The sequence below is a fragment of the Williamsia muralis NBRC 105860 genome, from assembly GCF_001598915.1.
Classification (GTDB): domain Bacteria; phylum Actinomycetota; class Actinomycetes; order Mycobacteriales; family Mycobacteriaceae; genus Williamsia; species Williamsia muralis.
This window is the reverse complement of record NZ_BDAP01000007.1, coordinates 57,058-80,018: the sequence shown is the minus strand read 5'-3', so window position 1 is coordinate 80,018 and position 22,961 is coordinate 57,058. Positions and strand designations below refer to the sequence as shown.

The 22,961-nt window shown below is 65.0% G+C and carries 17 protein-coding genes; 6 read left to right on the top strand and 11 right to left on the bottom strand.

From position 1 onward, the window contains the following. Nucleotides 1-1,584, bottom strand: coding sequence for a carboxyl transferase domain-containing protein (locus WIMU1_RS22105; RefSeq protein WP_062800417.1), 1,584 nt, complete (start codon nucleotides 1,582-1,584; stop codon nucleotides 1-3). 268 nt (nucleotides 1,585-1,852) lie between these two features. Here WIMU1_RS22105 and WIMU1_RS22100 point away from each other — a divergent pair, with 268 nt between their 5' ends. Next, nucleotides 1,853-5,419: an indolepyruvate ferredoxin oxidoreductase family protein gene (locus WIMU1_RS22100; RefSeq protein WP_062800416.1), complete on the top strand. Its 3,567-nt coding sequence runs from the start codon at nucleotides 1,853-1,855 to the stop codon at nucleotides 5,417-5,419. A 97-nt stretch (nucleotides 5,420-5,516) separates the two neighbouring features. On the opposite strand, the gene WIMU1_RS22095 is transcribed toward WIMU1_RS22100, so the two are convergent. The 8 genes from WIMU1_RS22095 to sucC all read right to left on the bottom strand — a co-directional run bounded on the left by WIMU1_RS22095 (nucleotide 5,517) and on the right by sucC (nucleotide 12,559). Beyond that, a complete protein-coding gene (locus tag WIMU1_RS22095; RefSeq protein WP_062800414.1) occupies nucleotides 5,517-6,188 on the bottom strand; it encodes a TetR/AcrR family transcriptional regulator in 672 nt (223 codons plus the stop codon). Nucleotides 6,189-6,255: 67 nt separating this feature from the next. Beyond that, on the bottom strand, nucleotides 6,256-6,927 hold the full coding sequence (locus tag WIMU1_RS22090) for a methionine ABC transporter permease (protein ID WP_023962693.1): 672 nt from the start codon (nucleotides 6,925-6,927) through the stop codon (nucleotides 6,256-6,258). Between the two features lie 3 nt (nucleotides 6,928-6,930). Then, complete coding sequence (locus WIMU1_RS22085) at nucleotides 6,931-7,977, bottom strand: methionine ABC transporter ATP-binding protein (protein WP_062800412.1); 1,047 nt, start codon at nucleotides 7,975-7,977, stop codon at nucleotides 6,931-6,933. After that, on the bottom strand, nucleotides 7,970-8,839 hold the full coding sequence (locus tag WIMU1_RS22080) for a MetQ/NlpA family ABC transporter substrate-binding protein (RefSeq protein ID WP_023962689.1): 870 nt from the start codon (nucleotides 8,837-8,839) through the stop codon (nucleotides 7,970-7,972). The genes WIMU1_RS22085 and WIMU1_RS22080 overlap by 8 nt, the downstream gene beginning before the upstream one ends. Before the next feature lie 210 nt (nucleotides 8,840-9,049). Then, the gene (locus WIMU1_RS22075; protein WP_062800411.1) at nucleotides 9,050-9,523 is read right to left on the bottom strand and encodes an RDD family protein; all 474 of its coding nucleotides are present in this window, start codon (nucleotides 9,521-9,523) and stop codon (nucleotides 9,050-9,052) included. Continuing rightward, a complete protein-coding gene (locus WIMU1_RS22070; protein WP_062800409.1) occupies nucleotides 9,520-10,305 on the bottom strand; it encodes a hypothetical protein in 786 nt (261 codons plus the stop codon). The genes WIMU1_RS22075 and WIMU1_RS22070 overlap by 4 nt, the downstream gene beginning before the upstream one ends. Before the next feature lie 186 nt (nucleotides 10,306-10,491). Next, nucleotides 10,492-11,382, bottom strand: coding sequence for a succinate--CoA ligase subunit alpha (sucD, locus tag WIMU1_RS22065; RefSeq protein ID WP_023962683.1), 891 nt, complete (start codon nucleotides 11,380-11,382; stop codon nucleotides 10,492-10,494). Nucleotides 11,383-11,395: 13 nt separating this feature from the next. Further along, nucleotides 11,396-12,559 (bottom strand): ADP-forming succinate--CoA ligase subunit beta, encoded by a 1,164-nt coding sequence (sucC, locus tag WIMU1_RS22060; protein WP_023962681.1) that lies wholly within the window; start codon nucleotides 12,557-12,559, stop codon nucleotides 11,396-11,398. Nucleotides 12,560-12,926: 367 nt separating this feature from the next. Here sucC and WIMU1_RS22055 point away from each other — a divergent pair, with 367 nt between their 5' ends. After that, nucleotides 12,927-14,054, top strand: coding sequence for a M23 family metallopeptidase (locus tag WIMU1_RS22055; RefSeq protein ID WP_062800640.1), 1,128 nt, complete (start codon nucleotides 12,927-12,929; stop codon nucleotides 14,052-14,054). A 543-nt stretch (nucleotides 14,055-14,597) separates the two neighbouring features. Here the strand turns inward: WIMU1_RS22055 and WIMU1_RS22050 are convergent. Continuing rightward, nucleotides 14,598-17,120 carry a UvrD-helicase domain-containing protein gene (locus WIMU1_RS22050; RefSeq protein WP_062800408.1) on the bottom strand — a complete coding sequence of 841 codons (2,523 nt, stop codon included), beginning with the start codon at nucleotides 17,118-17,120 and terminating at the stop codon, nucleotides 14,598-14,600. Nucleotides 17,121-17,269: 149 nt separating this feature from the next. On the opposite strand from WIMU1_RS22050, the gene WIMU1_RS22045 reads away from it, so the two are divergent. After that, nucleotides 17,270-18,805 carry a hypothetical protein gene (locus WIMU1_RS22045; protein ID WP_147431405.1) on the top strand — a complete coding sequence of 512 codons (1,536 nt, stop codon included), beginning with the start codon at nucleotides 17,270-17,272 and terminating at the stop codon, nucleotides 18,803-18,805. Between the two features lie 32 nt (nucleotides 18,806-18,837). Here the strand turns inward: WIMU1_RS22045 and WIMU1_RS22040 are convergent, their stop codons facing one another. Next, nucleotides 18,838-20,670: a hypothetical protein gene (locus WIMU1_RS22040; RefSeq protein ID WP_245969088.1), complete on the bottom strand. Its 1,833-nt coding sequence runs from the start codon at nucleotides 20,668-20,670 to the stop codon at nucleotides 18,838-18,840. Between the two features lie 92 nt (nucleotides 20,671-20,762). On the opposite strand from WIMU1_RS22040, the gene WIMU1_RS22035 reads away from it, so the two are divergent. The 3 genes from WIMU1_RS22035 (at nucleotide 20,763) to WIMU1_RS22025 (ending at nucleotide 22,932) form a co-directional block, all read left to right on the top strand. After that, nucleotides 20,763-21,068 (top strand): chorismate mutase, encoded by a 306-nt coding sequence (locus tag WIMU1_RS22035; RefSeq protein ID WP_023962670.1) that lies wholly within the window; start codon nucleotides 20,763-20,765, stop codon nucleotides 21,066-21,068. A 126-nt stretch (nucleotides 21,069-21,194) separates the two neighbouring features. After that, nucleotides 21,195-22,601: a sulfatase family protein gene (locus WIMU1_RS22030; RefSeq protein ID WP_062800403.1), complete on the top strand. Its 1,407-nt coding sequence runs from the start codon at nucleotides 21,195-21,197 to the stop codon at nucleotides 22,599-22,601. Between the two features lie 112 nt (nucleotides 22,602-22,713). After that, nucleotides 22,714-22,932: a hypothetical protein gene (locus WIMU1_RS22025; RefSeq protein ID WP_023962665.1), complete on the top strand. Its 219-nt coding sequence runs from the start codon at nucleotides 22,714-22,716 to the stop codon at nucleotides 22,930-22,932. Nucleotides 22,933-22,961: the final 29 nt, after the last annotated feature.

Genomic DNA, 22,961 nt, shown 5'->3' with positions numbered 1-22,961 from the left:
TCACATCCGAAAGACGCCGTAGGACACCGGCGCGAGTGGTGCGTTGCGCGCAGCGGCAAGCGCCAGCCCGAGCACGGTGCGGGTGTCGGCGGGATCGATCACGCCGTCATCCCATAGCCGTGCGGTGGAGTAATAGGCGTCCGATTGTGTTTCGAACTGCTCGCGAATCGGCGACTTGAACTGTTCCTCGTCCTCCGCAGACCACTCCTGACCGCCACGCTCGATCTGGTTGCGCCGCACCGTCGCCAAGGTGTCGGCAGCCTGCGGTCCACCCATCACCGAGATGCGCGCATTGGGCCACATCCACAGAAACCGTGGAGAGTAGGCACGCCCACACATCGAATAGTTGCCGGCACCGAACGATCCACCGATCATCACGGTGAACTTGGGCACCCGAGCGCAAGCCACCGCGGTGACCATCTTGGCGCCGTTCTTGGCGATCCCGCCCTGCTCGTATTCCCGTCCCACCATGAACCCCGTGATGTTCTGCAGGAACACCAGAGGAATCTTGCGTTTGTCGCACAGTTCGATGAAATGCGCTCCCTTGAGCGCACTTTCACTGAACAACACGCCATTGTTGGCGATGATGCCGACAGGGTGGCCATGGATGTGGGCGAATGCGGTGACCAGCGACGTCCCGTATCCCGCCTTGAACTCATCGTATTGACCGGCGTCGCAGATGATCTCGATCACCGCGCGAACGTCGTACGGGGTACGAGCATCGGTGGGGACCACGTCGTAGAGATCGGTCTGCGCCGCAACAGGTTCGCGAACCGGCTGCACGTCCCATTGCGGGGAGTCGGCCGGCCCGAGCGTGGCGACGATCCGCCGGACCCGTTCGAGCGCGTCCTCGTCGTTGTCCGCGAGGTGGTCGGTCACCCCGGACACGGTCGAATGCATCAGTCCGCCACCGAGGTCCTCGGCGCTGACATCTTCTCCGGTTGCGGCCTTCACCAGTGGCGGTCCGGCGAGGAAGATGGTGCCCTGATCGCGCACGATCACCGTCTCGTCACTCATGGCCGGCACATAGGCACCACCGGCTGTGGACGACCCGAGCACAGCCGAGATCTGCGGGATACCTGCCGCACTCATGTTGGCCTGATTGAAGAAGATGCGCCCGAAATGGTCGCGGTCGGGAAAGACCTCGTCCTGCTGCAGCAACATCGCGCCGCCGGAGTCCACCAGGTAGATACACGGCAACCGGTTCGCCGCCGCCACCTCCTGAGCTCGCAGGTGCTTCTTCACGGTCACCGGGTAGTAGGTGCCGCCCGACACCGTCGCGTCGTTGGCGATCACCACGCACTCACGTCCGGCCACCCGCCCGATGCCGGCGATCACCCCCGCCGCGGGCGCCTTGCCGCCGTACATGTCCTCGGCTGCCAGCGGCGCGATCTCCAAGAACGGACTCCCGGCATCGAGAAGCGTGTCGACCCGGTCACGAGGCAGCAGTTTCCCGCGGTCCAGGTGCCTGGCCCGCGCCTTCTCGCCGCCGCCCTGGGCCACGCGATCCAGTCGGGCACGCAGAGCCGCCACGTTGGCTTCATGCGTTGCACGCCACCGGGGTGCGGTTGCGGTCGTGGACACCGGCGTCCACCGCCTTTCAGTTAGGAACGATTAACTGAAGTCACTGTAAGTGCTGGCAGACCCATTGTCACGCGATTGACGACATCGCGGCCGAAGTTTCGCCGATCCCGCCCACGCCCGCACTCACCGCCTGCCCCCGATATCCGCACACGCCGATATCCGTCGTGACCCGCATCACAGGTTGACGTACGATCGCGGTACCGAAGAACAAGCTCCGACCCACCACCCCCGGGTCGGCACAACACAATAGAGAGCCGGGTAAACAGCCATGACCCTCGTTACGCAGAACCACCACGACGGCGACCACGACCGCGATCCACTGGGCGGAGCAGCCGCTTCCGTCGAGTCCTTCTCACTGGACGACCGCTACACCCGCGAGTCCGGGACCGTCTACCTCACCGGCATCCAGGCACTGGTCCGGATGGTTCGTGACCGGGCCCGCCTCGACCGCAGGCAGAATCTGCGCACAGCGTCCTTCATCTCCGGCTACGAGGGTTCTCCGCTCGCCGGTTACGACCTCGAGATCGCCCGTCGCGCCAAGTACCTCGACCCCTTCGACGTGGTGCACCGCCCGGGACTCAACGAAGAGATCGCCGCGACATCGGTGATGGGTTCGCAGGTGGCGGCCCAGGTCGGAACACTGTCGAACCGCGGAGAGAACAGTGCGCTCGACGGCGTCGTCGGCTACTGGTACGGCAAGGCTCCAGGCCTCGACCGGGCCACCGATGCCCTCCGGCACGCCAACATCATCGGCACCCACCCCACCGGCGGCGCCGTCGCCCTGGTCGGCGATGATCCGGGTGCCAAGAGTTCCACCGTCCCCTGCGCCTCGGAGATGGCGCTGGCAGACCTGTACATGCCGATCCTCTATCCCGCCGACTCCCAGGACATCCTCGATCTCGGAGTCCACGCCGCGATCATGTCTCGGGTGTCCGGCCTGTGGACGTCGATGAAGATCTCCGCCCATGTCGCCGACGGGGCATCCACCGCTGACGTGCATCCCGACCGCATCCTCCCCATCTACGGCGATCTCGGTACCAGTCCACATGTCCCCAGCGGAAAGCTGTTGGGCGCCAACCTCATGGAGCTCGAACAGAACCAGCTGACGATCCGTCTGCCCCGCGCGATGGAATACGCACGCATCAACAGGCTCAACCGGATCGTCTCGCGCACCCCGGACGACAGGATCGGCATCGTCGCGGCGGGCAAGACCTACCTCGATGTCCGCGAAGGGCTGCGGCTGATGGGGATCACCGACGCCGACCTGGGCCGCCTGGGCATCCGGATCCTGAAGATGGGCATGGTGTACCCGTTCGAGCGCGAGATCATGACCGAGTTCATCGCCGGGCTCGACGAGGTCATCGTGGTCGAAGAGAAACGCGACTTCCTCGAAACGATGATGCGCGACATCCTGTTCCGCCGCCCCGATGTACCGAACATCGTAGGCAAGTCCAACGAAGACGGATCCACCCTGTTCTCGCGGTTCGGCGAACTCGACATCGACTCGGTCACCCGCGGTCTCGCGAACCGACTCGCCCGTCACCACCAGATCCCCGAGGCCAAGAACTGGCTCGAGACCAGCGGTCGCAGTCGGGGCCGCATCGAACTACCGCTGGCAGTGCGCAGCCCGTACTTCTGCTCGGGATGTCCGCACAACAGCTCCACCAAGGTCGCCGACGGAACATTGGTGGGCGCCGGGATCGGTTGCCACGCCATGGTCTTGCTCATGGACCCCGACCAGGTCGGTGACATCGCCGGAGTCACACAGATGGGCGGCGAGGGTGCGCAGTGGCTGGGAATCTCCCCGTTTGTCGACGAGAAACACTTCGTGCAGAACATCGGCGACGGAACCTTCATGCACTCGGGATCGCTGGCGTTGCGTTCGGCGGTCGCCGCCGGGTCGAACATCACCTACAAGCTGCTGTTCAACGGCACGGTCGCGATGACGGGTGGACAGAACCCGGTCGGTCAGATGGACCTGCCGCAGATCACCAAACTACTTCTGGCCGAGCGGGTTCGGCGTGTGGTGGTCACCTCGGACGATCCGATTCGCACCCGTTCCCTGCAGCTACCGCCCGGGGTCGAGGTGCGCAGTCGCGACGACATGATGCAGATCCAGCAGGAGCTCGCGGCCATCGAGGGTGTCACTGTGCTCATCCACGATCAGCACTGCGCCGCCGAGAAGCGCCGCAAGCGCAAGCGCGGTGAGCAACCGACTCCCACCACGCGCGTGATGATCAACGAGCGGATCTGCGAGGGGTGCGGCGACTGTGGCGAGAAGTCCAATTGCCTGTCGGTGCATCCGGTGTCGACGGAGTTCGGTCGCAAGACCCGGATCGATCAGAGTTCGTGCAATCTCGACTTCTCCTGCCTCAAAGGCGATTGCCCGTCGTTTGTCACGATCACCCCCGGCGAGGCCGCTCGGGTTCGCCACACGGTGCCGAACATCGACGCCGACGTATTGCCGACGCCCACCGCCACCAAACGGATCGACGACGGATTCACCCTCCGGGTCACGGGTATCGGCGGCACCGGGGTTGTCACGGTGTCCCAGGTGATCGCCACCGCAGCCGTTCTCGACGGGCACGTGGCACGCACGGTCGACATGACCGGGCTGGCGCAAAAGGGCGGCGCAGTGGTGAGCGACGTCAAGGTCAGCTCGGGCGTGGTGGAACAGGCGGCGAAAGTCGCGTCGGGTGACTGCGACCTCTACCTGTCGTGCGACGGACTCGTCGGCGTGGACCCGGCGAACCTGAAGGTGGCCTCGCCCCTCAAGACCACCGCCATCGTCTCCACCACCAAGATCCCGACAGGCGCAATGGTCATCGACACCTCGGTGTCCTACCCCAGCGATGCACAGATCGCGTCGTCCATCGACCGGTCGGTGCAACGAGGCATCTACCTCGACGCCGGCGAACTCACGCTCGAACTCTTCGGGGACGAGCAGTACGCCAACATGCTCCTGGTGGGTGCGGCATTCCAGTCGGGAGCCATGCCGATCACGGCCGAATCGATCGAGCGTGCCATCGAGCTCAACGGCGTCGCCGTCGAACGCAATCTGCAGGCGTTTCGCCGTGGGCGGCAGATCGTCGCCGATCGCGAGGCGGTCAGATCTGCTGTTGCGGCCGCACACCCGGCGCCCCCGCCGTGGCAGCCCAGCACCCGGGCCATCACCCTCACGCGGTCGCTGGACAGTGTGAGCACCGAGGTGCTGGGCACGGTGCGCCGCCGGGTCGATGAACTGATCGACTACCAGAGCGTCTCCTACGCAACCGATTACGTCCGGTTCGTCGGTGACGTCGCACGAGCCGAAGGCCGGCCCGAGGTGGGTGGCCTCACCGACGCCGTGGCGCGCAACTTGTTCAAACTGATGGCCTACAAGGACGAGTACGAAGTGGCACGTCTGACGCAGGACCATCAGTTCGCAGCCGAGGTCGCCGACCAGTTCGGTGAAGACGCAAAAGTTGCTGTGCGCCTGCATCCGCCGACTCTCCGGTCGCTGGGCATGCGCAAGAAGATCGCCATCGGGGCCTGGGGCACGCCTGCGCTGAAGTCACTGGCAAAAGCCAAGCGCCTGCGTGGCACCAAGCTCGATCCGTTTGCGCGTGCCGAGGTCCGCGAGACCGAGCGGGCACTGATCGTCGAGTACCGCGAACTCATCACCCGGTTGCTGGAGGCCTTTGCGGACGGCCGGCTGACCGCCGACGACATGCCTTCGGCTGTTGCGGTGGCCGAGCTGCCCGACATGGTGCGCGGATACGAAGACATCAAGATGCGCAACGTGGCCCGGTACCGCGAAGCAGTGGCCGAACACACTGCGGCACTGAATATCTGAACCGCCGGCACCCCACGCAGTACGCGGGGACGCTCCATGAGCACGTGGGCGTCCTCGCGTTCTGTCACCTCTGGTCAGCGGTGTCGCACCACCGGGGTCACGAACTCAGCAGAGCCGCGTGAGCCATCCGAGCGAGGATCACGTGCAGACGCCGGGCATCCAGATCCGGGAGTCGCGGCGAGGAATTGATCAGTCCGAACACGGCCTGAACCCGCGTCCGCGCTTCCTGCCGGGGTATCGAGCCATCTAGTTGGATCAGCGTGTCGGCCCACAGTTCGACGTACTGCCGCTGTAGCCGCCTGACCGTGCGACTGGCTTCGGAGGCGAGTGACGAGAAATCCCGATCCTGCACGCGGATCAGCTCGGGCTCGGTGGTCGCGAACCGTACGTGGAAGTCGATCAGACCGTCCAGTGCTTCGTCGGGTCCGTCGGTGGAGGCGACCACCGATTGGCCGCCGTCGAAGAGCCGTTCCGAGATGCTGATGAGCATCTCGGCGAGGACTGCGTCCTTGCCCGTGAAGTGCCGGTACATCGCCGGACCGCTGACACCCACCGCGGCGCCGATGTCTTCGAGACGGACCCCCGCAAATCCTCGCTCGGCCATCAGACGTGCCGCTGCGGCCAGCAACTCCCGCCGCCGCGCAGCTTTCGCCAGACCCCTGCGTGTGACCGGAGCGGGTCCGGACGGGGTTTCTGCCGACGACTCGTGGACGTCATCATCCGCGGGCTCTGCGGGCCCGTCAGGAGTTCCGGCTGATGCAGTGGTCATCGCCTGCTGAGGTTACCCGCCCGACCCATGGGTCGGGAACGGGTTCGCCCAGCCGTCACACCGCACGTCAACGATGCAACGCGCGCCTGGCCAGCCGGTTCCCGAGCCACTGACCCAGTTGCACCAACACGATGAGCATCGCGATGACCACCACGGTGAGCTTCCAGTTGAATTGCTGATAGCCGTATTGCTGGGCGAAGTCGCCCAACCCCCCGCCACCGACGTATCCCGCCATCGCGGACATGTCCACGATCGCGACGAAGATGAATGTGTAGCCGAGCACAAGCGGCGCAAGACCTTCCGGGATCACCACCGTCAGCAACGTGCGAAGTCGGCTTGTACCCATCGCGCGCGCCGCCTCCACCACACCCGGGTCGACGGCCACGAGATTCTGCTCCACCACGCGCCCGATCACGAACACAGCCATCACCGTCATCGGGAATATCGCTGCCTCGGTACCGATCCTGGTGCCCATCACCTCTTTGGTGAGCGGTGCCATGGCCGTGATGAAGATGATGAACGGGATGGGCCGGACGATGTTGACCGCCACGTTGAGAAGGTTGTAGACAACCGTGTTGGCAAGCAGATTGGTCGGGCGGGTGGCGTAGAGCAGGGCACCGAGACCCAGCCCGATGACGCCGCCGATCACCAGCGTGAAACCCACGAGCTGGAAGGTCTGGATGACTGCGTCCCACAGGATCGGCCGCAGCTCTGGAGTGATGATGTCGCCGAGGAACACGGGCTACACCTCCTCTTTCACCGGATGTTCGGTGACGTCGGTCAGTTCGCGGAGGTCTGCAAGCGCCGCGTCGATCTCCCTGTCGCCACCCTGCAATGCAAATGTCAACGAACCGAACGGGCGCCGGGACAGTTCGATGATCCCGCCGTAGACCACGGTGGCCCGGACGCCGGGCCGCGCCAGGGCTCCGGTGACATCGACCGTGCCGGAATCGGTTTCCCGTACCGCAACGGTCACGAATCGACCGCTGTGGCGGGAGCGCAACCTGACGAGCGTCTCCCCCGATGGCGCATCACCGACCGCCGAACGCACCAGGCGTCGCGTGATCGGCGACGCGGGCCCGGAGAACACGTCGTACACCAGACCCTGCTCGGCGAGCCGCCCCGAATCGAGGACGGCCACCCGGTCACAGATGTCACGCACCACGTCCATCTCGTGGGTGATGACCACGATGGTGGTGCCCAGCTCGCGGTTGACCCGTTTGAGCAACCCGAGGATCTCCGCTGTCGTGTCCGGGTCGAGCGCACTGGTGGCCTCATCGGCCAGCAGGATCTTCGGTGACGTCGCCAGTGCCCGTGCGATTCCCACCCGCTGCTTCTGTCCACCGGACAGCTGCTGCGGGTACTGACGGGCCTTGTCACCGATGCCCACGAAGTCGAGGAGCTCGGTGACGCGAGCGGCACGCGCAGATCGCGTCATGCCCGAAACCTTCAGTGGGAACTCGACATTGCCGGCAACGGTGCGCGACGAGAACAGGTTGAACTGCTGGAAGATCATGCCGATGTCCCCGCGCACGCGGCGCAACTGGCGTTCACGGGCTCGGCTGATGTCCTCGCCGTCGATCAGGATCTGCCCCTCGTCGGGGGTTTCCAGACCATTGATCAGCCGAACGAGGGTGCTCTTACCAGCACCTGAATATCCGATCACCCCGGTGATGTCGCCGCGGGCGATGTCCAGGTCCACCCCGTCCACCGCGACGAGCTGTTTGCCTCCTTTGCCGCGAAAGCGCTTGGTGGCGCCCCGGAACGAGATGGCGGGTTCGTCAGGCACCGCTCGACTTCACCTGCTCCTGGAGTTCGACGGTGAGCTGCTGCAGTTCGGACGCGGGGTTCGTCTTGAAGACCCCGCTTGCGCCCAGGTCTTTCTTCGCCGCCGCTTCCACCTCGGGGTCGTGGTAGAGCGCGGCCAACTTCAGGTAGTCGGCGTTGTCCTTGTCTTCGTCGCGTGCGACGAAAGCGTTGATGTACGGCTTGGCGATATCGCTGTTCGGGTCGTCTTGAGCGATCACCTTGTCCGCGCCGAGATTTGCCGACGTCGCATAGTTGTTGTTGACGATCGCGGCATCCACGGAATCAAGACTCTGGGCGGTCTGGCCGGCGTCGACTGCGGTCACCTTCACCTTTGACGCACCCTCGTTGATGTCGGCCAGGGTCGAGAACGCGGACCCGCCGTTCTTCAGGGAGATCAGACCGGCCTGCTGCAACACCAAGAGGCCGCGGGCCTGGTTGGTCGGGTCGTTCGGGATCACCACGCTGCCGCCCTGCGGGATCTCGTCCAGAGACGCGTGTTTGGTCGAGTACAGCGGCAGAGGATAGACGGCCGTTGCACCGATGGGCACGAGGTTCTGATTGTTCTTGGCGTTGTATGTGGCGAGGTACAGCAGGTGCTGGAACTCGTTGAGCTGGAGTTCTCCCTCGGCCAGCGCGGGATTGGGCTGGTTGTAGTCGGTGAAATTCACCAGCTCGACGTCGATGCCCTCATCGGAAGCCTTCTGCTTGAACACATTCCAGTAGCTTTCACTGGCGTCGGCGACACCGATCTTCACCGTGTCCGAGTCGTCGCTGCCGCACGCGGCCATCCCCAGGGCCAGCAGGGGCAGAACCAGTAGCAGGGCAAGCCTTCTCAAACGCATGACAACCCGTTCCCTTTCGTCTCACGGCCGAGGCGGCCGAGCACATGAGCGACCGACCGGCGGTCGCGCGTAGTGACTGTAACGACGGGAGACAACACGAGCAGGAAGCGCCGAGGCGACACCGGGCAGACGAAAGTCGTTGACCTGCTCTATTTCCGGGCCAGGGGTTAAAATCCGGCAGATTTTATGGGATCACGCCAATCGAGTGGCTCACCACGCGTAGATGACCCGACTACGCAGCACGATGTCCTGCACCGAACGGCGCCGTCTGTCCACGGCAACCCACAGCAGGCCGATCGGGAAGGTGGTGTAGAACATGGCACGTAACAAAGCGCGAACCGGACCGAGCCGACCACCCCTGCGGTTGACCACCTCGAGGCCCATCGCAACCGAACCCACTGTGCGGCCCGACACCGTCCAGCAGCCTGCGAGGTAGACAACCGCGACCACATACGTCGCCACTCCGGAGAACAGCACGTTCGGGTTTGGTGTCTTAAAGTTCCCGCTGGTGAACAACAGTCCGAGCAGCAGCGCCCCCAGGTACAAGATTCCGAGGATCGCGGCGACTGTCGCGACATCGAGGACCGCGGCCACACCACGACTGACGATGCCGGCGATCCTGCTCTCGAACTCGTCCCTGCCCGTGTGGTGGGGTTCGGCGACCTCACGCGACTTTTCGGTCATCCCCTGTCCGCCGGGACGTCGGTGGCGGCGCCGGACCGCTCGCCAGGCTTGTCGGGAACACGTCGGTGCACCTCGATGATCACCTCGGCCGGGGGCGATGTTCCGTTCAGGGAGCCGGCGTCGGGGTGCCGGTCGTTCCGGGCCGGCGGCTCGACCGGGCGGGCAGCGCGCTTGCCATCGTGACGTCCGAGCAGTCGTCCGACAACCCCTGCCACCACATCGTCGGCGCGTGCCCCCTGCGTCCGGACGTCTTCGAGCACACCGGTTGTCAACGTGGTGGTCGAGTCACGAACGATCGCTTGGAGATCGACCCCGTCGATGATCTGATTCGCCAGTTCGATGAGATCGAGACGCCCGATGATCGCGTCGACGTCGATCTTCGCGGCGACCGCGTCGATGTCCACGCCGGCAACGGCACGGTCGAGGTCGACGGTTTCGATGATCCTGTCGATGTCCACCCGGTCGAGAATCGCGTCGATGTCGATCCGGGCCGCGATGCGGTCCACGTCGATCCCCACGGCGATCCGATCGAGGTCCACGTGGCCACGCACCAGTTCGGTGAGGTCAACCTCGACGACCAGGGCATCGATCACCTCACGGATGATCACCTTGAGCGACGAACGCGCCACCACGATGGCCGCAGCGAGCGCGCGTTCACCCAGCGCGACAACATCTTCGGTGCGCCGTTGCAGCACACCGCCGACCACCGGGACACGCACCGCAAGGGAGTAGGCCGAGCCCGCCGTTCTCAGCAATCCGTCCAGCAGTGGTCCACCGGTCATGCGCGCGCTTCTTTCACTCGCCGTGACTGAGAACACTACTCGCCGGGCACGCCGCCGAACCCCCGAACTTGTGGGGTTGTTCGCGTGCCCTCATGGATGGTCGTCGACCGGCCGCACCGGATGGGAGTGCAAACAACACAAAGCGCCGGTCCCCTTTCGAGGACCGGCGCTTCGTGTTCTGTCTGCTTACAGGCTCTTGTAGAGCTCGCGTGCGAGTTCGGCGGTTTCGGACGGCGTCTTGCCGACCTTCACCCCGGCCGCCTCGAGTGCGTCCTGCTTGGCCTGAGCGGTTCCCGAGCTGCCGGAGACGATGGCGCCGGCATGGCCCATGGTCTTTCCTTCGGGAGCGGTGAAGCCCGCGACGTACCCGACGACCGGCTTGGAGACGTTGGCCTTGATGTAATCGGCCGCCCGCTCCTCCGCGTCGCCGCCGATCTCACCGATCATCACGATGACCTTGGTGTCGGGGTCCTTCTCGAACGCCTCGATGGCGTCGATGTGCGTGGTGCCGATGACCGGGTCACCGCCGATGCCGATTGCGGTGGAGAAGCCGATGTCACGCAGCTCGTACATCATCTGGTAGGTCAGCGTTCCGGACTTGGAGACCAGACCGATGGGCCCGGTGCCCGCGATGTTCGCCGGGGTGATGCCCACGAGCGACTCGCCGGGGGTGATGATGCCGGGGCAGTTCGGACCGATGATCCGGGTCTTGTTGCCCTTCTCCACGTTGTAGGCCCACGCGTATGCGCTGTCCTGCACCGGGATGCCCTCGGTGATGACCACGAGCAGAGGGATCTCCGCATCGATGGCTTCGATGATCGCGTCCTTGGCGAACTTCGGCGGCACGAAAGCGATCGACACGTCGGCGCCGGTCTTCTCGATGGCCTCGGACACGGTGCCGAACACGGGCAGCTCCACGCCACCGTCATGGCTGACGGTGGTGCCGGCCTTGCGGGCGTTGACGCCACCGACGACCTTGGTGCCTGCTTTGAGCATCAGAGCGGTGTGCTTGGTGCCCTCACCACCGGTGATGCCCTGAACGATGACCTTGGAATCTTTGTTCAGAAAAATCGACATTGATCTGCTGCTCCTACTTGCTCGCCAGTTCGGCGGCCTTGTCGGCGCCACTGTCCATGGTCTCGGCGAGCGTCACCAGAGGATGATTGGCGTCGGCGAGGATCTTGCGGCCTTCTTCGACCTTGTTGCCGTCGAGACGCACAACCAGAGGCTTGTTGGCATCATCGCCGAGCTTCTTCAGCGCACCGACGATGCCGTTGGCGACCGCGTCACACGCGGTGATGCCACCGAATACGTTCACGAAAACACTCTTGACCTGCTCGTCGCCCAAGATGACGTCGAGTCCGGCGGCCATCACCTCGGCCGAGGCGCCGCCACCGATGTCGAGGAAGTTCGCCGGCTTGACGCCGTTGTGCTTCTCTCCGGCGTATGCGACCACGTCGAGCGTGGACATGACCAGTCCGGCACCGTTGCCGATGATGCCGACCTGTCCGTCGAGCTTGACGTAGTTGAGGTCGTTCTCTTTTGCCTTGAGTTCGAGCGGGTCGGTCGCGTCCTTGTCTTCGAACGCCTCGTGGCCGGGCTGGCGGAAATCAGCGTTGGCGTCGAGGGTGACCTTGCCGTCGAGGGCGAGGATCTGATCGTCAGGCGTACGGACCAGCGGGTTGACCTCCACCAGGAGAGCGTCTTCGTTGATGAAGACCTCCCACAGCTTCTGGATCGTCACGGCTGCTGCGTCGAGCACCTCGGCGGGCAGCTTGCCTGCCTCGGCGATGCTGCGCGCGAACGCGAGGTCGACACCCTTGACGGCGTCGACGGGGATCTTGGCGAGTGCGTCGGGGTTCTCCTCGGCGGTCACCTCGATCTCGACGCCACCTTCGACCGAGCACATCGCCAGGTAGGTGCGGTTGGTGCGGTCGAGCAGGAAGGAGATGTAGTACTCCTCGGCGATGTCGCTGGCCTCGGCGACCAGCAGCTTCTTGACGACGTGGCCCTTGATGTCGAGGCCGAGAATCGATTCGGCATTCGCGACGGCCTCATCGACGTTTGCCGAGTACTTGACGCCGCCGGCCTTGCCGCGGCCACCGACCTTCACCTGTGCCTTGACCATCACGGGCTTGCCGATTTCTTCGGCAATCTGACGCGCGCCGTCGACCGTGTCGGTTACACGGCCGGCCGAGGTCGGCACCTCGTGCTTGGCGAAGAGCTCCTTCGCCTGGTATTCGAAGAGATCCATTCAGCTCACCATCTCGTAGGTTTGTCCGCTGTTGGTGTTGCGAACCACAGCGACCTTAGCGTCGCGCCGAACAGCCACGATCACTACTCCCTGCAGCTTGTGCCACAGATCACTCGGGGTGCCGCCTGTTACCGCTCACCGGTCGCCGATCGCGCCGACCTGCGACGCAGCCGTGAACAGCACCTAAACGTATCTGTGATGCGCCTCACAACATCACAGCAATTCTCGCGTCCGGTTGCGGTCGTCGCAATCATTTCGTTACCGTTCCTGAGGTCAGAAGGTCACGGATCCGTCACATCGAGTTTCCGTACCGCCTGCGCGGATCACATTCATCGGCGCGGGCCAGTTGTCAGAAAGGCTCAAGCTGTTGGTAGTTCGCGATTCGATCACCGGCGATGTTGCGCATTCGCGCACTTCGGCTCGGACCATCGACGGCGAACGACCCGGTGATCCGCACGACAACTCCATCACGTCGATCATTCCCATCGATGACTTCGGTCTCGAGGAGTACGCCGACGGGCCGCTGACCCAGTGGCGCAACGCCAGCGTTGACGGCGGCCGTCGTCGGGCAGGTGCCCGCCGATTCGACCGCGATGCCTACGACGCCCCGCGCCCGGCCGAGATCACGCAAGACATCATCGTCGCCGAGGTCGAACTCGACGAGATTCTCCATGATCATCCTTTCGAGGTCCATGGCGCCGAGTTCGATGATTTTGCACCCGCAGCCGATGAGACGTCGTGGTCGCCACAAAAACAGACTTCCCCGCGCCGCACCGGCGGTAAACACCGCATCGCCGCGCCGCCGCAGGCCTTCAAGGGACGTGCAGCGCTGATGGCTGTTGCGGCCGGTGCTGCCGTCGCCGCCGCCACAGGTCAGTTCGCACAGCCTGCTGCCGAGCCCACCCAGTCCGCGGCTCCTACGCCCGTGGTGAACCCGATCAGCACAGACGAGAGTCTTGCCGCCGGAATCGCCGCTGCGCCCGCACCGGCCAACATGGACACCTTCACCGAGCAACTGGCTGTCGGCCAGGAACTCGCTGAAGCAGCGCATGCGCAAGACGAAGCCGCGCGCATCCCCTTGTTCGCTGCCCCCATCCCGGCCGGCGCGTACACCTTCACCTCCACGTACGCGAACCGCTGGGGTTCGTTCCACGGTGGCATCGACCTCGCCGCGCCCCTGGGCACTCCCATCCACGCCGTCACCGACGGCGTCGTGATCGAGGCCGGGCCCGCTTCCGGGTACGGCAACTGGGTACAGATCCAGGCGGAAGACGGCACGGTCACCATGTACGGGCACATGTCCGCAGGCGGCGTGCTCGTCAAGAAGGGCGACAAGATCATCGCCGGCCAGAAGATCGCCGAAGTCGGCAGCGAAGGCTTCTCCACCGGCCCCCACCTCCACTTCGAGGTGTGGAAGAACGGAACCATGAAGATCGACCCAGCTCCATGGCTCGCGGCCCACGGCATCAGCCTGGCCTCCTACACCGGAAGCTGAGCTTTTCTCCCTGTCACGTCGGAGCGCAAGCGTGCGCTCAAACCCGTCGATGCGGTGTCTGTAGATCGAGCGTGGGCCAGTAACCCGAGCGCTCCCCCGGGCCCGCTCGCGAAACTCGTAGACGCGGCATCCACAGACCGAGCAGGCACAAGTATTGCGAGCGCTCCCGTTCGGCCGCTCGGGAAACTCGTCAAAGCGATACCCGCAGACCGAGCAGGGGCCAGCAACGCGAGCGCTCCCCCGAGCCCGCCCGCAAAACTCGTCAACGCGGCATCCACAGACCGAGCAGGCACAAGTATTGCGAGCGCTCCCGTTCGGCCGCTCGGGAAACTCGTCAAAGCGATACCCGCAGAGCGAGCAGGAGCCAGTATTGCGAGCGCCCCCGGAGCCCGCTCGTTGAACGCGTCAACGCGTTATCCGTAGACCGAGCGTCGCCCAGTAAGCCGAGCGCTCACGAACCCCGCTACTACCGCACCCGCAGCTCCCGTGAACGATTGCGCCACAACAGCTTTCGGCGTAACTGTCGACCGAGTACCTACTCGGTTACAGCTTTTCGACGGGCAGACCACCCAGTGACATGAGGGTGATCCTTCCGGCGCTTCCGAAGTCGAAGGTGACGCGCTCGGTGGGGCCGGCTCCTTCTTTGCCCACCACCTTGCCCATCCCGTACTTGGGATGGGTCACCCGGTCGCCAACGGTCACGTGAACCTGCTTGTTGCGACCACGGGTCGGCGAGCCGAACGACTCCTGGCGCCGCGAACCCGACCCGAATGAACGGCCACCGAATCCACGACCCTCTCCGAAACCGCGGCCGTTGTCGCCGTAATCCCGGCCACCGTCGCTGGTCATGCGCCCCATCCCACGCCGCGGCTCGGTGCGCCGCCAATCGATGAGATGCTGCGGGATCTCTTGCAGGAAGCGCGATTCGGGGTTCTGCATCGGCGATCCCCACGCCGAGCGGACCATCGCCCGGCTCAGGTACAGCCGTTTGCGGGCACGGGTGATGCCGACGTATGCAAGCCTGCGTTCTTCCGACAACTCGGCGGGGTCACCGAGAGCCCGCATGTGCGGGAACTGACCGTCTTCCCAACCGGTGACGAAAACGACGGGGAACTCCAGCCCCTTCGCCGTGTGCAACGTCATCAACGTCACCACACCGTCCTCGTCGTCGGGCACCTGGTCGGCGTCAGCCACGAGGGCCACACGTTCGAGGAAGGCCGCCAGCGACCCCGGCTCCGGCTCACCGTCGTCGGGTGTCAGACCGTCGTCGTCGCCGTTGTCCAGTTGCGTCTCCGGCGGTTCGGCAGCCGCGGCTTCGGCACTGAACTCCCTTGCCACCGAGATCAATTCGTTGATGTTGTCGAGTCGGGCACCGTCTTGCGGATCCGATGAGCCCTCGAGCTCGTCCCGATAACCTGTGCGTTCGACGATGGCCTCGACCAGTTCGCCGATGTCGCCGGCCTCGCTACCCGCATCGACTGCCGCCACGTCGGCGCCGTCGGACCCGGCCGCACCGAAACTCGCGAGGAAGTCGTTCCGCAGGCCCTCGATGAGTTCGATGAACCCGGAGATCTGTTTGGTGGCACGGGTGTTGAGCAACGGCACCTTGCCTTCGGCCCCATCGATCAGCGCCTGGTAGAAACTGATACCGGCGTTCTCCGAGTGGACGGCCACGCAGGCTTCCGCGCGGTCTCCGATGCCACGACGGGGAGTGTTCAGTATGCGACGCAGACTGACCTGGTCGTCCGGATTGGCGACCACCCGTAGGTACGCCACGACGTCCCGGACTTCTTTGCGCTCATAGAACCGGACCCCACCGACCACCTTGTAGGGGATCCCGAGCCGGATGAACACTTCTTCCAGCGCACGCGAGGCGGTGTTGGTGCGATAGAAGGCCGCGACGTCCGAGTACCGGAACTCGCCCGTGTCGGTGAGGGCATCGATCTCACGGGCGATGAACTGGGCCTCGTCGTGCTCGTTGTCGGCGACGTAGCCGACGATCAGTTCGCCGTCACCGGAATCGGTCCACAACTTCTTCTCGCGTCGGCCCGCGTTACGGGAGATCACCGCGTTGGCGGCCGACAGGATGGTCTGTGTGGATCGGTAATTCTGTTCCAGCAGAATGGTTTCGGTGTCCGGGAAGTCGCGCTCGAACTCTTCGATGTTGCGGATGGTGGCACCGCGGAAGGCATAGATCGATTGATCCGCGTCACCCACCACACACAGTTCCGAAGGGCTCACGTTTCCGACGCTTCCCGTTCCGACCATCTCCCGCACCAGCACGTACTGCGCATGGTTGGTGTCCTGGTATTCGTCGACCAAGACGTGCCGGAATCGGCGCCGGTAGTACTCCGCGACCTCCGGATGAGCCTGCAGCACCCCGACCGTCTCGCCGATCAGATCGTCGAAATCGAAGGCGTTAGCGGCGCGCAGGCGTTGCTGGTACTGCCGGTAGATCTGGGCGATCGTCTGCGCGGCCGGCTCCCCGCTCTCCTCGGCGGCCGCGGCCGCACCGTCCGGATCCACCAGTTCGTTCTTGAAGTTGGATATCGCGATCCCGACCCCTCGGGGGCTGAACTTCTTGGGGTCGAGGTCCATGTCGCGCACGATCATGCCGAGCAACCGGCGCGAGTCGTCCGCGTCGTAGATCGAGAAGTTGGAGTTCATCCCGGTCAGCAGCGACGCCTGAGCGCGCAGGATTCGCACGCAGGTGGAGTGAAAAGTGCTGACCCACATCCGCAGAGCCCGGGGACCGACCAGATCGACCACTCGTTCGCGCATCTCGGCGGCCGCTTTGTTGGTGAAGGTGATCGCGAGTACCTGGCCGGGACTGACGTCGCGCTCGGCGAGCAGGTACGCGATCCGGCGGGTGAGCACCGCGGTCTTGCCCGACCCGGCGCCGGCGACGATCAGCAGCGGTGACCCCGCATGCAGCACCGCAGCCCTCTGTTGGGGGTTGAGCCCATCGAGCAGCTCAACAGCACGCCGCGAGGGCGTACGGGTGTTTTCCTGCAGGTTTCCAGTGGCCAGACCCGGCAGCGACGGATTGGGAGCAGCGCTTTTCATCGTCTTACAAAGTTACCCGCTCGCCCCGACAACTCACGCCACCGAACCACCTGTCGGCCCGCCTGGGTAGCATCGCCTCGACTGATGGTCAGTGGTCGCGGGCGTCTCGATGGGAGGCCACCCGCGGCGGGGGTTTCGGGCGGGGGCTCATGCGTAGCAGAACTGTGGCCGGTGCGGCTTTGGCGGCGGCTGTCTTGGGGCTGGTGGTGGTCCTGGTGGCGATCTTTCTGCCCCGGACCACCGATGGCTCCGCGTCGGCACCTGCTCCGATAGTCGTGCAGAAGAGCCTCACCGAGGCTGCCGGCCAATTCGCAGCCCACCCTGGCGCGAAATACACCGGGTCGGTGTCCTCCGACCGCGACAAGATCAATCTCGACGAGGTCGTGGTGTCGGCCGCGGGCGACCTGTCCGGGCGGATCAAGGTCGGCGGCGAGGCCGCCGAGATCATCGGCGTGAACGGCCAGACCTTCGCCAAGGGTTCCGCCGGGTTCTGGAAAGGCCAACTCGAAGACACCCCGAAGATCAATTACGAAGCAGTCGCGACTGGTTGGGCGCAGCTCGACCCGGCCGTGTTCCCCGATCTGGGCCGTCTGCTGGCACCGCCGAACCTGGCCGGTGCCGTGGCGGGCGACGACAAACTCTTCGACCTCACGGCGCGAGGTCCTGCGAACGGACTGATCGGAACACCTGACGTCCGATACCGGCCGGCGGGATTGCCTGCGGTAGTCGCGGAGAGCGACTCCGTCGTGCTGGCCGGGGACTCGCTTCGCATCACCACACAGGATGACGGCGGCATCTCCTCGGTCAGCGGCCCGCTCCCGGCAGGCGGCGGCAACGTGTTCGACGTCGACCTGCAGGTCCAGAAAGCCGGACCCAACGAGGTCGGCCGGGTGTACGACACCATCGGCGAGCAGACCGCCGCCCTGACTCACGTGCCGGCCCCCTACATCCGTCCCGATTTCGCCGCCAGCGGCTTCCGGCTGTCCGTCTCGCCGTGCAGCCCGCCTGTCTGCGAATACATCGTCACCTACGTGGCTTCCACCCCGTCGCCCACCGGTCCAGGGTCGGCCACAGTCGTCGGCAACATGACGCTCACCCTCAACGGCCGTCCCGTCGGCGGGACCTGCGCCCATACCGTCACCGTTCCACTCAACGGCCGTGCCGAGTCGCGCTGCCCGTTCACCGTCCCGAACGAGGACGGCACGCTCAAAGGCGACGTCACCTATGTGTTCACCACCTTCCTGGATCAGGATCGTGGTGCGTTCGAGAACGCGCTCGGCGCCAACAAGAAGGCGGCGACCACCGGCGCTGTGGGCACATGGAAACCAGCGGGATTCAAGGAGACTCGGCAGGCGCGTGACCACAGCAGGCAGGTCACCGGCGTCCCGTCCACATTCGTCTACGAGGTGAACGAGTACGCGTTCGATGGCCGGGCGTCCGACGGCACCCTGTTGATGACATTCGGCCCGGGCTACGCCGACAACATCGGCCGCGACGGACTTCTCGGCTCCGATTGGGAAGGCACCGAGGTGCTCCTCGCGAACGCGGATCAGCAGCTCGAGGCAGCGGGTTCGACACCTGTCCGCTGGGTGTTCGCCGAACCGGAGGCCGCCGAGGCCGTCGGGAAAACCCTTCAGTCACAAGGGGTTCGAGGTATCACGACCGTCGCGGTGCAGACGGGCTGACTGGCTGACGGGCTGACCGCGTACGAACCCGATCAGGGCGCACGCACGAGTTCGCCGACGCGGCCTTGGCCCACATGCAGTTGCAGGCCCGGCGTCACGGGACGCAACTGAACCTCAAAACCAGACCCCTCGACCTGAACGAACACGGTGTGCAGACCTGCCTTCACGGGCACCTCGAGCGACGAGTCCTCGGCCAGACCGATCCGCACGGTTCCGTCGGTGTTGGCGCAGTACGGAAGCGCCACCACCCAGGTCCAGTCGAGCAGCGGCCCGTTCAGAGGGATCGATGACGGCCCGGTGATCTCGGGTCGATCGCATGCCCCGGCGCCTTCGCCGAAGGTTCTCGCGGCAGTCACGTCGCCCGACACCAGGTGGCCCTGGTCGTCGAGGACCTGCAGTTTGTCGGTCCACGGGCCGATAGTGGGTCGCTGGTCGAGCGCAGCAAAAACCTTGCCCACCTGATTGTCGGGGTAGGTCACCGGCAGGATCACCAGCAGTGGGAGGGCATGGTCCAACATTCGTGTTCCGGCCGCTTGCGCCAGCGACGCCCGCGCGTTGGCCATGTACTCCTCGGTCGGGCTCGAGTTCCATTCGTCGGCGAATTCGGCGGTCGAGACCAACGAGCTACCGATGTAGGCGACACCGACCACGGCGGCGGCAATTGTCGCTGACCGGGCCGGAAGGGCAGCGCTGCGCCGAGAGTGACCAGGTGCACCGGCCGAGGAGCGTCGACGTCGAGGCGCCGACACCAGCAGCGCCATCGCGACCGTGATCACCAAGGCGGTGTCTGGCAGATACCGCAGTGTCTGCGCCAACTCGAGGGAGGTGAACTCGCTTGTCCGGCTCCAGAACAGCGGGATCTGCAACACGACGACGTAAGCGAACACCGCAACCAGGACCAGGGCCGCGCCGCGCCTGGCCCAGAGGACATAGGCGACCGCCGCGATCAGGACCACCCAGCCGGCCGCGATCATCCAGTCGTGAGGTTGGGCCATCGGCGGGCTCGGGAGCCAGCGGGTCCAGAACCACGGCCCTCCGACTCCGGCGGGCACCAGTCCCCGGTTGATGGACCGCCACGTGAGCGACATCGCCTGGCCGATCGAATGCCCGTCGGCGATGGACGTGGAGGCGAAGTAGAGGACCATCCATCCGGCGGCGACTGCTGCCATCGCGATCCACAGTTCGCGAGCCGCAGACCATGCCGTACGGATGGGGCGCATGAGCCCGGGCCCCTCGGCCGACGAATTGACGTGAACCCACAGCACCGCGGCGACCGCGGCAACCGGCAGGATCAGCAGCGATTTCTCGAAGAACGCCAGCGCCACCACGAACACCACCAGCGATCGGATGATGACCCGGCGGCGATCGGCAACCTGCCCGCGACAGAGCTGCACCACGTCGGCCACCACCACCGCCATCGCGAACTGCAGTGGCAGGGTGTTGAGACCCGCCGCCCACCACGTGTAGGCCGGCACGGTCATCGGGGTGAACAGGAAGAACACCAGCGGCACCAGCAGAATCGGGCGGACACGACCTGCGATCACCACCACCATGCGCAGCACGGCCAGTGACACCGCGAGCTGACCGACCACCAGCGTGACCGCAGGTATCGCCCAGTTCAGCGGGCTCAGTTCGGTGATCACCCCGGCCACGAGGAATGCCCCGGGCATGAGATGCCCGTCGTGATCCTGCATCAGGTAGGACCATGACCAGATCGACTCGGTCGATGCGCGGCCGATCAGGATCAGGTCGTCCCAGTAGAAGTATCCGCGCGCGACGAGCCATATCCGGATCACGGTCTGGACGGCGATCAGAGCGAGGGCAATCCACACGACCGTCCGCGCAGAAGGCTTGACGGTCAGCACCTGGTGGGCCGTCCGATACCTGAGGTCCCCGGTCGTCGATTCACCGGACCACTCTTACCAGCGCCCCGATACTGCGTGGCACACTTGGCTGCGTGACTGCTGACCAGCCGATTGATTTGTCCGGCTTCGATTTGGGCTCTGACGTGGGCGACCTTCCGGAGAGCATCGACGACCTGCGCGCCGAGATCGATCGTGTCGACGCCATCATCCTGGCCGCGATCAAGCGGCGTACCGCGGTGTCCAAGCGTATCGGCCAGGCGCGGATGGCGTCCGGCGGCACCCGTCTGGTGCACAGCCGCGAGATGAAGGTGCTCGAACGCTTCAGCGAGCTGGGCCAAGAGGGTCACACGCTGGCGATGATGCTGCTCCGGCTGGGCCGGGGACCACTCGGCCGATAGCCCTACCCTGCCCGTCACCCGGGTGGCGGGGTTTTACCCACGCCGATCAAAAGTGTGGCCCGGCCTCCGGGTTGCTTGCAGGATTGGCGACTTGATCCAAACGCGCACGCACATGGTGGGATGAATATGCCTGAGAACGTTCTGTTGATCCATTGGCATGACCTCGGTCGCCATCTCGCCTGCTACGGGGCCGAGGGTGTCGAGAGCCCGACGATGGACGCGCTGGCCGAGGACGGCATCCGGTTCACCAACGCCCATTCCACCGCGCCCCTGTGCTCCCCTGCCCGGGGCTCGTTGTTCACCGGCCGGTACCCACATTCCAACGGCCTCGCCGGGTTGGCGCACCACGGCTTCGAGTATCACGACGACGTGCAGACCCTCCCACAGGTACTGAGCGACAACGGTTGGCGCACAGTGTTGTTCGGCATGCAGCACGAGTCGAGCGACCCCACCCGGCTCGGCTTCGACGAACTCGACGTCTCCGATTCCGAATGCGACTACGTGGTGGCGCAGTCTCAGGAATGGTTACGTGACCTCGCCGGCGACCCCGAACGTGCGTCGACTCCGTTCCTGCTGACGGCCGGCTTCTTCGAGACCCACCGGCCTTATCCGCCGGACGAGTACAAGCACGCCGACCCCAAGAGCATCGTGGTCCCCGATTTCCTGCCCGATGCGCGGCCGGTACGCGAAGATCTGGCAGGCCTGCACGGCTCGATCACCAAGGCGGATGCGGCGGTGGGCCGGCTTCTCGACACGGTGACCGAATTGGGGCTCGACCGCACCACCTGGATCGTGTTCATCACCGACCACGGACTGGCGTTCCCGCGGGCAAAGTCCACCCTGTATTCCGAGGGCACCGGCGTTGCGCTGATCATCCGTCCGCCGTCGGCTCGGGGCATCGAGCCGTTCGTGTACGACGATCTCTTCAGCGGTGTCGATCTCACGCCGACCGTGCTCGAACTCGTCGGTGTCGACGTTCCCGAGGCCGTCGAGGGGTTCTCTCACGCCGCCCCGATCGCTGCGGGTGAGATCGCCTCGGTACGGACCGAGGTGTTCACCGAGAAGACCTACCACGACAATTTCGACCCGATCCGGGCCGTTCGCACCGACCGGTTCTCCTACATCGAGAACTATGCGAGTCGCCCTGCGCTGAGCCTCCCACTCGACATCCGCGACAGCCCGTCGGCACGGGCTCTCGACGGGTCGCAGGACCTCCCCCGCGCGCCGAGGGAACTGTACGACCTGACCACCGACCCTCTCGAGCTGAACAACCTGATTGACGATCCGGAATTGTCCGATGTCGTGGCCGACCTGTCCGGGCGGTTGACCAGGTGGCGCACCGAAACCGGTGACAACCTCCCGTCGGAGACCGACGGGAACTCGATCGCACACGACTTCATGACCCGCTACCAGCGCCAGCTCGACAAGGTCGACGTCGACCACGCCGACCGCTCGCTGCCGTCGCGTCGCACCCGGGCCGAAGAGCGCGAGCTCCGCAACGTCCCGACCCGGCACACCCAACACAGTCACTGACGAAGTTCCCGGCACCTGCCGGGAACAATCCACCACGGCCCCGTCTCTTATCTCCGAATGCAGCAAACGAGCTGCAGCACCGGAAGATTCACTCCCCCGAAAAGAGACCGCCATGGAAAGCCAGTACTTCGACACCGACTACAACGGCATCGTCGACACCATCGTCACCGACACGAACGGCGACGGTTACGTCGACGTCCAGGAGTGGGACACCAACGCCGACGGCTGGGCCGATGAGGCCGAGTACGACTACAACTACGACGGCTATGTCGACGAGTACGCCTCCGACACCGACTACGACGGTTTCTACGACGTGGTGATCGCGGCCTGACCGCCATCACGCCGGCCGGGTCACTTCAG